The sequence below is a fragment of the Serratia rubidaea genome, assembly GCF_016026735.1.
GTDB classification, from domain to species: Bacteria; Pseudomonadota; Gammaproteobacteria; order Enterobacterales; family Enterobacteriaceae; genus Serratia_B; species Serratia_B rubidaea.
Genome location: NZ_CP065640.1, coordinates 2,429,283 through 2,441,532 on the forward strand (window position 1 = coordinate 2,429,283; position 12,250 = coordinate 2,441,532).

Consider the following 12,250-nt stretch of genomic DNA (forward strand, 5'->3'; position numbering starts at 1 on the left):
ATTTTTCTTGTTGTTTTTATTTGATTTTTTGTTTTTGCTTGCCTGTTTTGTATTGAGGTAATTTTTTATTTACAGTAAATGGATTGAAAACTTTACAATGCATGATAAGGTAGTCCTCGAAACGCTCAATGTTTTACTTCATTTATGCATAACGGCAAACGACAGGATAAACACCATGCAAAAAGACGCGCTCAACAACGTGCACATCAGTGCAGAACAGGTTTTGATTACGCCGGAAGAGCTGAAGAATCAGTTCCCGCTCAGCGTGGCGGATGAAGCCAGGATCGCTACGGCGCGCAAAACTATCGCCGATATTCTGCAGGGGCGCGATCCCCGTCTGCTGGTGGTCTGCGGGCCGTGTTCTATCCATGATCCGGATGCGGCGCTGGACTACGCCCGCCGTTTGCAAGCACTGGCGGCCGACTTGAGCGATCGGCTGTATATCGTTATGCGCGTCTATTTTGAAAAGCCGAGAACCACCGTCGGCTGGAAAGGCCTGATCAACGATCCGCATATGAACGGTTCGTTTGACGTTGAGGCGGGTTTGCATATTGCCCGTCGTTTGCTGCTGGATTTGGTGGACATGGGGCTGCCGTTGGCGACCGAAGCGCTGGACCCGAACAGCCCGCAATACCTGGGCGATCTGTTCAGCTGGTCGGCGATTGGCGCACGCACCACCGAATCTCAGACCCACCGCGAAATGGCCTCTGGTCTGTCGATGCCGGTCGGCTTCAAGAACGGCACCGACGGCAGCCTGAGTACGGCCATTAACGCCATGCGCGCCGCGGCGATGCCGCACCGCTTTGTCGGCATCAATCAGGCCGGGCAGGTGTGTCTGCTGCAGACGCAGGGCAACCCGGACGGCCATGTGATTCTGCGCGGCGGCAAAACGCCGAACTACGGCCCAGAGGATGTCGCCGACTGTGAAAAACAGATGCGCGATGCGGGACTCCGCCCGTCCCTGATGATAGATTGCAGCCATGGCAACTCAAACAAAGATTACCGTCGTCAGCCTGCGGTTGCCGCCTCCGTGGTTGAACAGATTAAAGCGGGCAACCGCTCGATTACCGGCATTATGCTGGAGAGCCACCTGCATGAAGGCAATCAGTCTTCCGAACAGCCGCGCGCGGATATGCGCTACGGCGTGTCCGTGACCGATGCCTGCATCGACTGGGAAAGCACGGAAACGCTGCTGCGAGACATGCACCAGCAACTGGGCGCCGCGCTGATGACCCGCACTGGAGAGTAGCAAGTTATGGTGGCTGAACTGACCGCATTACGCGATCAAATTGATGAGGTGGATAAGGCGCTGCTGGATCTGCTGGCAAAGCGCCTGCATCTGGTGGCGGAAGTCGGAGAAGTAAAAAGCCGCTACGGCCTGCCGGTGTATGTCCCCGAGCGGGAGGCGGCCATGCTGGCGTCGCGCCGGCAGGAGGCGGAAACGCTCGGCGTGCCGCCGGATCTGATTGAGGATATCCTGCGCCGGGTGATGCGCGAATCGTACACCAGCGAAAATGACAAAGGCTTTAAAACGCTGTGTCCGCAGCTGCGGCCCATCGTAATTATCGGCGGCAACGGGCAGATGGGGCGTCTGTTCAACCGCCTGCTGACGCTGTCCGGCTATCAGGTCAAAGTGCTGGATCAGCAGGACTGGCCGCAGGCGGAAAGCCTGCTTAGCGATGCCGGCATGGTGATCGTCAGCGTGCCGATCCACGTGACGGAGCAGGTGATTGGCCGCCTGCCCAAACTGCCGGACGATTGCATCCTGGTTGACCTGGCCTCGGTGAAGAACCCGCCGCTGCAGGCGATGCTTTCGGCGCATAGCGGACCGGTTCTGGGCCTGCACCCGATGTTCGGCCCGGATGTCGGCAGCGTGGCCAAGCAGGTGGTGGTGTACTGCGACGGCCGTCAGCCGGAGGCCTACCAATGGCTGCTGGAACAGCTGCAGGTGTGGGGCGCCAGGCTGCACCGCATCAGCGCAGTGGAGCACGACCAGAATATGGCGTTTATTCAGGCGCTGCGCCACTTCGCCACCTTTGCTTACGGATTACATCTGGCGGAAGAGAACGTCCAGCTTGAGCAGTTGCTGGCGCTGTCATCGCCGATTTACCGCCTGGAACTGGCGATGGTGGGGCGGCTGTTTGCACAGGATCCGCAGCTGTACGCCGATATTATTATGTCCTCGGGCGATAACCTGCAGCTGATTAAGCGCTACTATGCCCGCTTTGGCGAGGCGATTCAGCTGCTGGAGCAGGGGGATAAGCAGGCGTTTATCGACAGCTTCCGTAAGGTCGAGCACTGGTTTGGCGATTATGCCCAGCGTTTCCTGGTGGAGAGCCGCTCGTTGCTGCGACAGGCGAACGACAGCCGCCGTTAAACGTTTCGGTGAAAAAAAGGTCTGGCATGCGCCAGACCTTTTTTATGTGGGTCAGGACGGGTTGACCGGCACCACGTTTTCGCTGGGGTAACAGCCGAGCACCTTCAGCGAGCGGGTGATTGGCGTCAGATCCTGCAGCGCTTTTTGCATCGCCTCCGAACGAATATTGGCCTGCACGTCCAGATAAAACATCTCTTCCCACGGGTTACCGTTGATCGGGCGTGACTCCAGCTTGGTCATGATAATGCCGTTCTCGCGCAGCACCAGCAGCGCTTCCACCAATGCCCCGGATTGCTGGCCGGTCGCCATAATCAGCGTCGTTTTCGCCGGCACCTGCTCGGAGACATCGATAGCCTTGCGCGCCAGCACAATAAAGCGGGTGATGTTTTGCTGCTGGTTGGCCAGGTTGTGCTCCAGAACCTGCAGGCCATACAGCGCGCCGCCGGCTTCGCTGCCGAGGGCTGCGGCCGTTGGCGAATTGAGCTTGGCGACTTTTTCCATCGCCGCGGCGCTGCTCTCGCAGTATTCGATTTTCCAATGCGGGAAGCGACTGATGAACTGGCTGCACTGCTGGAACGGCTGCGGATGGCTGTAGACGGTTTCAATCTGATCCAGCGTACTGTTGCCGGCGGTCAGCACGCAGTGGTCTATCGGATTGGTCAGCTCGCCGACGATTGACAAACTGGTGTGCTGCAGCAGATCGTAAACGTCGTTGATGGAGCCGGAGCTGGTATTTTCAATCGGCAGCACTGCGTAGTCCGCCTGGCCGGTTTCAACCTGGGTGAAGATGTCCTGGAATTTCTGGCAGCCATGCTCGATTAACTGGTCGAAATGACGCGCGGCATACTGGCGCGCCGCCAAGTGCGAATAGGAGCCTTTGGGGCCAAGAAACGCGATGCGCGCGGAGTGCTGGCTGGTTTGGTTCAGCTGATGCTGCAGCAGCGCCTGTTGAGTCAGCACCGAGTCTTCGATAATCAGCTGGAACAGGCGGGTGACGTAAAAACCGTCGAGGTCATAAGGCTTGGCGGCGGCAATCAGCGCATCCAGCAGGTCGCGCTCGCGTTCTTTATCACGAATCGGCCGGTGGGAGTGCAGCTTGCTTTTCCCTACTTCCAGCGCTAGCTCACGGCGCTCCGCCAGCAGCGCCAGCAGTTTCAGATCCAGGGCGCTGATGCGTTCGCGCAGCACCAGTAACGGGTTATCGGTCATAATCAGGTTTGCCTTATGTTTTTCTAATAGTCATAAAAAAAGCCCCCTGTTTCCAGGAGGCTTTGCTGTTCGTCTTCGCATTCTTTATCACACGACGAAACGCCTCCCAATCAGGGGAAGGTAAAAAAGAATGCGAAGAAGAACGGTGTGCGCTGCATTTGGGTATCCAAGTCTTTAACCAACAGGTTTTAAAGTAACCGCAGGCTTTTCCCTGTGTCAATAAAAACCGACAGACAAAAAACGCGCCTTCCGGCGCGTTTGATGTGGTCTCTGCCTGATTTTATGATTCTTGTTCCGGCGCCGCTTCCGGCACGATATCTTTCACGCTGGCGTAGGCGCGGCGTGCTTCGCCCTTGTGCTGCACCTTGTTCAGCTGGCGCTCCAGCTTGGCGAGCAGGTCATTGATGGCGGTATACATATCTTCATGTTTGGCGCTGGCGACCAGCGGGCCGTTCGGCGTGGTGATGGTGGCGTCGGCGACAAACCCTTTCGGCTCTTTGGACAGCACGATATGCGGGTTAATCAGCTGGGCCTGCCATTTATCCAGTTTGGTGAGACGGTCTTCGACATGACTACGGATTGCGGGGGTGATATCCATTTGCTTACTGGTAATGTTGATTGTCATATGACTTACCTCTCTTGTCTTTCCGTCTTTGGATGAATTCAGCATACCCCCGTTTTGGCGTAAATGGGCGAGGAAAATCGCCTTTTTTTGTCACTTTTTGCAAAGTTAGTTCAATCTGTGATTTGCTTTCGGAAACCGTTAACTGGCGCTTGAGTCTTGGCGCACAATGGCGCATTATTGATAGGTTAACCGGTGAAAGTTCTTTGCTAACGCCGTGTTTTCACTGGCGTATTTTTCCTCATGCGTGGAGCGTGCGTCCAAAAAAAACGGCAGCCCTGGGCTGCCGTTTTGTCGTTCTGCCATGCTGGATGCATCAGGCGCGGTTGGCGGCGATGATTTTCGCCACTTTGTCCGCCTGGCTGTTCAGCTGCAGCTGCTTGTATGCATTTTCCATCAGCGGCAACGCATCGCGGGTTGCCTTGGTGTCCGGGTATTCACGCATCATCTGCTCGACGCGATTAACAACCGCGACGTACGCACCGCGTTTAGTGTAGTATTCCGCCACTGAAAGCTCATACTTGGACAGACGGTTCTTCAGGTACACCAGACGCTTTTGCGCGTCGGTCGCGTACTGGCTGTTCGGATACTGCTGAATCAGCTGGCTGAAGTCGCGGAATGCGGCACGGGCGTGCTGCGGATCGCGGTCTGAACGATCGACCCCGAAGAAGCCCTGCAGCGCGCTGTCATCCAGCGCCATATCCGTCAGCCCGCGCATATACATCACGTAATCGATGTTCGGGTGCGTCGGGTTAAGGCGGATAAAGCGATCGATGGACGCCTGCGCCAGCGGCAGATCGGCCGATTTATAGTAGGCATAGATCAAATCGAGCTGTACCTGCTGGGAGTAAGGCCCGAACGGATAGCGGTTGTCTAACGCTTCGAGTTGCGTAATCGCGCCCTTGAAGTTACCGTCCTGCAGTTTTTGCTGGGCGTTAGCATAGATTTCCGAAGGCGGGTTGTCGGGAACCGCATCCTTGGAACTGGAGCAACCTGCCAGCGCCAGGCTCAACGTGGCTGCAGCCACCAGATATTTCATACGCGTCATGACGTTTTGATTATCCTCAGGGTGTTATTCCGGGAGACTGTCCGTTAAGCTCCCGACAAAGACCAGTTACAATAGCACATTATATTAAACGGCATCGCCGTGAAAACCCAACGTTAACGAAGAAGCTGCATATGGCACAACAAGTACAACTCACCGCAACGGTGGCCGAATCTCAACTCGGACAACGTTTAGATCAGGCTTTGGCCGAATTGTTCCCTGATTATTCAAGATCTCGCATAAAAGAGTGGATTTTGGACGATCGGGTGCAGGTCGACGGCAAAACGATAAACAAACCGAAAGAGAAGGTGCTGGGAGGAGAGACGGTCGCCATTGATGCGCAGATTGAAGAAGAAGCGCGTTGGGAACCGCAGAACATCCCGCTGGATATCGTCTATGAAGACGGCGATATTCTGGTGATCAACAAACCGCGCGATCTGGTGGTGCACCCGGGGGCGGGCAACCCGGACGGCACGGTGCTTAACGCTTTGCTGTACCACTATCCGGAGATTGCCGACGTGCCGCGCGCCGGCATCGTGCACCGCCTGGATAAAGACACCACCGGCCTGATGGTGGTCGCCAAAACCGTACCGGCGCAGACGCGTCTGGTGGAAGCGCTGCAGGCGCGCGAGATTACCCGCGAGTATGAAGCGGTGGCGATCGGCACCATGACTGCCGGCGGTACGGTGGAAGAGCCGATTGCGCGCCACTCCACCAAACGCACCCATATGGCGGTGCATCCGATGGGGAAACCGGCGGTGACCCACTACCGCATTATGGAGCACTTCCGCGCGCATACGCGCCTGCGACTGCGGCTGGAAACCGGGCGTACGCACCAGATTCGCGTGCATATGGCGCATATCAGCCACCCGCTGGTGGGCGATCCGCTGTACGGCGGCCGTCCGCGTCCGCCGAAGGGCGCATCGGAAGCGTTTATCCATACCTTGCGCGGGTTTGACCGTCAGGCGCTGCATGCCACCATGCTGCGTCTGTACCATCCGATCAGCGGCATCCAGATGGAGTGGCATGCGCCGCTGCCGCAGGATATGGTCGATCTGATCGACGCGCTGAAAGCGGATACCGAAGAATTTAAAGATCAGATGGATTGGTGATGGAAACGTTGATTCTGCCCGACTGGCCGCTGCCGCAGGGCGTTCAGGCCTGCAGCACGACCCGCAGGGGCGGAGTCAGCCTGCCGCCTTACGACTCATTGAATCTCGGCATGCACGTCGGCGACCGGCCGCAGTCGGTGCAGCAGAACCGTGAATGCCTGGTGAGCGCCGCCGGCCTGCCGCAGATGCCGCACTGGCTGGAGCAGGTGCACGGTACGCGGGTGGTGCGCCTTGACGGGCAGACGCCCGCCGATCTGCAGGCCGATGCGGCGTATACGCGTGTGCCGGGGCAGGTGTGCGCGGTGATGACGGCGGACTGTCTGCCGGTGTTGTTTTGCTCCCGTCGCGGCGACGAAGTGGCCGCCGCCCACGCCGGCTGGCGCGGGCTGTGTAACGGCGTGTTGGAGCAGACGCTCGCCGAGTTTCAGGCTGCACCGGGCGATATCAGCGCCTGGCTCGGGCCAGCGATCGGTCCGCGCCGGTTTGAAGTCGGCGCAGAGGTGCGGGCGGCATTTATCGCGGCGGACTCCGACGCTGAGCAGGCTTTTACGCCCTACGGGGAGAAATTCCTGGCCGATATCTATCTGCTGGCGCGCCAGCGTTTGCAGCGTGCCGGCGTCAGCGCCGTCTACGGCGGTGACCGCTGTACCGTTAGCGAAAAGAGCGATTTCTTTTCCTATCGGCGCGACGGCGTCACCGGACGTCTGGCAAGTTTAATCTGGCTGATATAACCTATTGAATTAGGACGATCCACTGACGCATAACGTAGTACCGATAATATAGTGTCGAAATAACCTTGAAAATTTGAGGAATGACCTCATTTAATCTCCAGTAGCAATTTTGACCATATTGGAGGTGTTATGCGTCTGGATCGTCTTACCAACAAATTCCAGCTGGCCCTCGCCGATGCCCAGTCTCTCGCCCTTGGGCACGACAACCAATTTATTGAACCGTTACATCTGATGAGCGCTTTGCTTAATCAGGAAGGGGGCTCGGTTCGTCCTTTATTAACGTCCGCCGGTATTGACGCCGGTCGCGTACGTATTGATATCGAACAGGCGTTATCGCGCCTGCCACAGGTTGAAGGCACCGGTGGTGACGTACAGCCGTCCCACGAACTGGTGCGCGTACTGAACCTGTGCGACAAACTGGCGCAAAAGCGCGCCGATAAATTTATCTCTTCCGAATTATTCGTTCTGGCGGTGCTGGAAGATCGCGGCACCCTGACTGAACTGCTGAAAGCCGCCGGCGCAACGAGCGACAAAATCAGCAAGGCAATTGACCAAATGCGGGGTGGTGACAGCGTGGAAGACCAAGGGGCTGAAGATCAGCGTCAGGCATTGAAGAAATACACTATCGACCTGACCGAACGCGCCGAACAGGGCAAGCTTGACCCGGTAATCGGCCGTGACGAAGAAATCCGCCGCACCATTCAGGTGCTGCAGCGTCGTACCAAAAATAACCCGGTGCTGATTGGCGAGCCAGGCGTGGGTAAAACCGCGATCGTCGAAGGGCTGGCGCAGCGTATTGTGAACGGCGAAGTGCCGGAAGGGTTGAAGAACAAACGCGTGCTGTCGCTGGATATGGGCGCGCTGATTGCCGGCGCCAAATATCGCGGCGAGTTTGAAGAGCGTTTGAAAGGCGTGCTGAACGATCTCGCCAAACAGGAAGGCAGCGTCATTCTGTTTATTGATGAACTGCACACCATGGTCGGGGCCGGCAAGGCCGACGGCGCGATGGACGCCGGCAATATGTTGAAGCCGGCGCTGGCGCGCGGCGAGCTTCACTGCGTCGGGGCGACGACGCTGGACGAATACCGTCAGTATATAGAAAAGGATGCGGCGCTCGAACGTCGTTTCCAGAAGGTCTTTGTGGCGGAACCCAGCGTGGAAGACACCATTGCGATTCTGCGCGGTCTGAAAGAGCGCTATGAGCTGCACCACCACGTGCAGATTACCGACCCGGCGATCGTGGCGGCGGCGACGTTATCGCACCGCTATATTTCCGACCGCCAGCTGCCGGACAAAGCCATCGACCTGATCGATGAGGCCGCTTCCAGCATCCGCATGCAGATGGATTCCAAACCGGAATCGCTCGATCGTCTGGAACGTCGCATTATCCAGCTGAAGCTGGAACAGCAGGCGCTGAATAAAGAGTCCGACGACGCCAGCAAGAAACGGCTGGAAATGCTGAGTACCGAACTGGAACAGAAAGAGCGCGAATATTCTGAACTGGAAGAAGAGTGGAAGGCGGAAAAAGCCTCCCTGTCCGGTACGCAGACGATCAAGGCTGAACTGGAACAGGCGAAGATCTCACTGGAGCAGGCGCGCCGCGTTGGCGACCTGGGGCGGATGTCCGAGCTGCAGTACGGCAAGATCCCCGATCTGGAAAAACAGCTGGCGGCGGCGACGCAGGCCGAAGGCAAGACCATGAAGCTGTTGCGTAACCGCGTGACGGACGCAGAGATTGCCGAAGTGTTGGCCAAAGCGACCGGTATCCCGGTGGCGCGCATGCTGGAAGGCGAGCGCGATAAGCTGCTGCGTCTGGAGCAAGAGCTGCATTCTCGGGTGATTGGCCAGGACGAAGCGGTTAGTGCGGTCTCCAATGCGATTCGCCGCAGCCGCGCCGGCCTGTCGGATCCGAACCGGCCGATCGGTTCCTTCCTGTTCCTCGGCCCGACCGGGGTGGGTAAAACCGAACTGTGTAAAGCGCTGGCATCGTTCCTGTTCGACAGCGACGACGCGATGGTGCGCATTGATATGTCCGAGTTTATGGAGAAGCACTCAGTATCTCGGCTGGTGGGCGCGCCTCCGGGTTATGTCGGTTATGAAGAAGGGGGCTACCTGACGGAAGCCGTCCGCCGTCGTCCTTATTCCGTCATTCTGCTGGATGAAGTGGAAAAGGCGCACCCGGACGTGTTTAACATTCTGCTGCAGGTACTGGATGATGGTCGCCTGACGGATGGCCAGGGGCGCACCGTCGATTTCCGTAACACCGTGGTGATTATGACCTCTAACCTGGGCTCCGATTTGATTCAGGAGCACTTTGGCCAGATGAACTACGCGCAGATGAAAGAGTCGGTAATGGAAATGGTAGGTCACCACTTCCGTCCGGAATTCATCAACCGTATCGATGAGGTCGTGGTATTCCACCCGCTGGGGCAGAAACACATTGCCGCCATCGCCAAGATTCAGCTGGACCGTCTGTATCAGCGTTTGGAAGAGCGCGGTTACGAAGTCACCATTACCGAACCGGCGTTGGAGCTGCTCGGCAAGACCGGTTACGACCCTGTCTATGGCGCGCGTCCGTTGAAACGCGCAATCCAGCAGGAGATCGAGAACCCGTTGGCGCAGCAAATCCTGTCGGGCGAGCTGGTACCGGGCAAGCCGGTGACGCTGGACGTAGAAAACGACCATATTGTCGCCAAACAGTAAGCGGCACGAGTGGTAGTTATAAAGAGGAGCGGGCAACCGCTCCTTTTTCTTTTTGCGGGCTTTACCGGGTTTGTTACTGAATAGGAGGAAAAACACACCTTTTCCGCCTAATAAATATCCTAAAATGGCGTCTTTGTGTGTTTTTTGTTCGGTTGGCATTTTTTTTGCAATTAGGGGTTGCGGCGTTCTGAGAACTCCCTATAATGCGCCTCCACTGACCGGGAACAACGACTGACAAGGCGCCGGGTCAGTGAGAAGAAAGCGAAATAAACGCTTGACTCTCCGGGTGAAAAGCGTAGTATACGCAGCCCGCGCCGATGAGAATTATCTCCGGCGATGCTCTTTAACAATTTATCAGACAATCTGTGTGGGCACTCACAAGACGATATCCAGCATCTTCGGATGCAAAAAAATATCAAGTCTTGAAGAGTGACTAACTGAAGTAAAATTCATGCAGTAAATCTTTGAGCAACAGCTATTAACTTAGCGAATCAAGCTTTTAATTGAAGAGTTTGATCATGGCTCAGATTGAACGCTGGCGGCAGGCCTAACACATGCAAGTCGAGCGGCAGCGGGAGGAAGCTTGCTTCCTCGCCGGCGAGCGGCGGACGGGTGAGTAATGTCTGGGGATCTGCCCGATGGAGGGGGATAACCACTGGAAACGGTGGCTAATACCGCATAACGTCGCAAGACCAAAGTGGGGGACTTTCGGGCCTCACACCATCGGATGAACCCAGATGGGATTAGCTAGTAGGTGGGGTAATGGCTCACCTAGGCGACGATCCCTAGCTGGTCTGAGAGGATGACCAGCCACACTGGAACTGAGACACGGTCCAGACTCCTACGGGAGGCAGCAGTGGGGAATATTGCACAATGGGCGCAAGCCTGATGCAGCCATGCCGCGTGTGTGAAGAAGGCCTTCGGGTTGTAAAGCACTTTCAGCGAGGAGGAAGGTGGTGAGCTTAATACGCTCATCAATTGACGTTACTCGCAGAAGAAGCACCGGCTAACTCCGTGCCAGCAGCCGCGGTAATACGGAGGGTGCAAGCGTTAATCGGAATTACTGGGCGTAAAGCGCACGCAGGCGGTTTGTTAAGTCAGATGTGAAATCCCCGAGCTTAACTTGGGAACTGCATTTGAAACTGGCAAGCTAGAGTCTCGTAGAGGGGGTAGAATTCCAGGTGTAGCGGTGAAATGCGTAGAGATCTGGAGGAATACCGGTGGCGAAGGCGGCCCCCTGGACGAAGACTGACGCTCAGGTGCGAAAGCGTGGGGAGCAAACAGGATTAGATACCCTGGTAGTCCACGCCGTAAACGATGTCGATTTGGAGGTTGTGCCCTTGAGGCGTGGCTTCCGGAGCTAACGCGTTAAATCGACCGCCTGGGGAGTACGGCCGCAAGGTTAAAACTCAAATGAATTGACGGGGGCCCGCACAAGCGGTGGAGCATGTGGTTTAATTCGATGCAACGCGAAGAACCTTACCTACTCTTGACATCCAGAGAACTTTCCAGAGATGGATTGGTGCCTTCGGGAACTCTGAGACAGGTGCTGCATGGCTGTCGTCAGCTCGTGTTGTGAAATGTTGGGTTAAGTCCCGCAACGAGCGCAACCCTTATCCTTTGTTGCCAGCGGTTCGGCCGGGAACTCAAAGGAGACTGCCAGTGATAAACTGGAGGAAGGTGGGGATGACGTCAAGTCATCATGGCCCTTACGAGTAGGGCTACACACGTGCTACAATGGCGTATACAAAGAGAAGCGAACCTGCGAGGGCAAGCGGACCTCATAAAGTACGTCGTAGTCCGGATTGGAGTCTGCAACTCGACTCCATGAAGTCGGAATCGCTAGTAATCGTAGATCAGAATGCTACGGTGAATACGTTCCCGGGCCTTGTACACACCGCCCGTCACACCATGGGAGTGGGTTGCAAAAGAAGTAGGTAGCTTAACCTTCGGGAGGGCGCTTACCACTTTGTGATTCATGACTGGGGTGAAGTCGTAACAAGGTAACCGTAGGGGAACCTGCGGTTGGATCACCTCCTTACCTAAAGATATCCTGACTGTGCAGTGTCCACACAGATTGTCTGATGAAAAGAACGAGCAAAGCGTCGATGCGTTGGGGGTACGGTGACAAATAACAATGTCGCTCGATTTTCCTGGGAAAATCTCACCCTTACACGAAATTAGCGAATCAGTGATTCGCTAAGAAAATTTCGTGTCCCCTTCGTCTAGAGGCCTAGGACACCGCCCTTTCACGGCGGTAACAGGGGTTCGAATCCCCTAGGGGACGCCACTTGCTGATATCGGGTGAAAGACGGTATCAAACGATATCTCAAAACTGACTTGCGAGTCATGTTTGAGATATTTGCTCTTTAACAATCTGGAACAAGCTGAAAATTGAAACATGACGGCTGAAACTTGTCCCTCCGTAGAAGTTTGGGATAAGGAGTAACC

General features: G+C 56.2%; 9 protein-coding genes, 1 tRNA gene, 1 rRNA gene and 1 other annotated feature. Of the genes, 7 read left to right on the plus strand and 4 right to left on the minus strand.

Annotated features, from left to right (window positions below; translation table 11 throughout):
• Positions 1-175 precede the first annotated feature (175 nt).
• Both I6G83_RS11245 and tyrA read left to right on the plus strand, forming a co-directional pair.
• Complete coding sequence (locus tag I6G83_RS11245; RefSeq protein WP_015671032.1) at positions 176-1,249, plus strand: 3-deoxy-7-phosphoheptulonate synthase; 1,074 nt, start codon at positions 176-178, stop codon at positions 1,247-1,249.
• A 6-nt stretch (positions 1,250-1,255) separates the two neighbouring features.
• Complete coding sequence (gene tyrA / locus I6G83_RS11250; protein WP_015671033.1) at positions 1,256-2,377, plus strand: bifunctional chorismate mutase/prephenate dehydrogenase; 1,122 nt, start codon at positions 1,256-1,258, stop codon at positions 2,375-2,377.
• 51 nt (positions 2,378-2,428) lie between these two features.
• Here the strand turns inward: tyrA and pheA are convergent, their stop codons facing one another.
• The 4 genes from pheA to bamD form a co-directional block, all read right to left on the minus strand.
• On the minus strand, positions 2,429-3,586 hold the full coding sequence (gene pheA, locus I6G83_RS11255; RefSeq protein ID WP_054305791.1) for a bifunctional chorismate mutase/prephenate dehydratase: 1,158 nt from the start codon (positions 3,584-3,586) through the stop codon (positions 2,429-2,431).
• Positions 3,587-3,618: 32 nt separating this feature from the next.
• Positions 3,619-3,745 (minus strand) — a sequence feature (Phe leader region).
• Positions 3,697-3,744, minus strand: coding sequence for a pheA operon leader peptide PheL (gene pheL / locus I6G83_RS11260; RefSeq protein ID WP_102024999.1), 48 nt, complete (start codon positions 3,742-3,744; stop codon positions 3,697-3,699). Its footprint overlaps the feature before it by 48 nt.
• 121 nt (positions 3,746-3,866) lie before the next feature.
• On the minus strand, positions 3,867-4,211 hold the full coding sequence (raiA, locus tag I6G83_RS11265; protein ID WP_015671035.1) for a ribosome-associated translation inhibitor RaiA: 345 nt from the start codon (positions 4,209-4,211) through the stop codon (positions 3,867-3,869).
• 313 nt (positions 4,212-4,524) lie between these two features.
• Positions 4,525-5,256, minus strand: coding sequence for an outer membrane protein assembly factor BamD (gene bamD, locus I6G83_RS11270; RefSeq protein ID WP_015671036.1), 732 nt, complete (start codon positions 5,254-5,256; stop codon positions 4,525-4,527).
• Positions 5,257-5,387: 131 nt separating this feature from the next.
• On the opposite strand from bamD, the gene rluD reads away from it, so the two are divergent.
• From rluD to I6G83_RS11295, 5 genes are all read left to right on the plus strand, one after another.
• The gene (rluD, locus tag I6G83_RS11275) at positions 5,388-6,365 is read left to right on the plus strand and encodes a 23S rRNA pseudouridine(1911/1915/1917) synthase RluD (RefSeq protein ID WP_054305790.1); all 978 of its coding nucleotides are present in this window, start codon (positions 5,388-5,390) and stop codon (positions 6,363-6,365) included.
• On the plus strand, positions 6,365-7,096 hold the full coding sequence (yfiH, locus tag I6G83_RS11280) for a purine nucleoside phosphorylase YfiH (RefSeq protein WP_054305789.1): 732 nt from the start codon (positions 6,365-6,367) through the stop codon (positions 7,094-7,096). The genes rluD and yfiH overlap by 1 nt, the downstream gene beginning before the upstream one ends.
• 129 nt (positions 7,097-7,225) lie before the next feature.
• Positions 7,226-9,799 (plus strand): ATP-dependent chaperone ClpB, encoded by a 2,574-nt coding sequence (gene clpB / locus I6G83_RS11285; RefSeq protein WP_054305788.1) that lies wholly within the window; start codon positions 7,226-7,228, stop codon positions 9,797-9,799.
• Positions 9,800-10,299: 500 nt separating this feature from the next.
• A 16S ribosomal RNA gene (locus I6G83_RS11290) occupies positions 10,300-11,840 on the plus strand.
• Between the two features lie 173 nt (positions 11,841-12,013).
• Positions 12,014-12,089 (plus strand) — tRNA-Glu (locus I6G83_RS11295).
• Positions 12,090-12,250 lie beyond the last annotated feature (161 nt).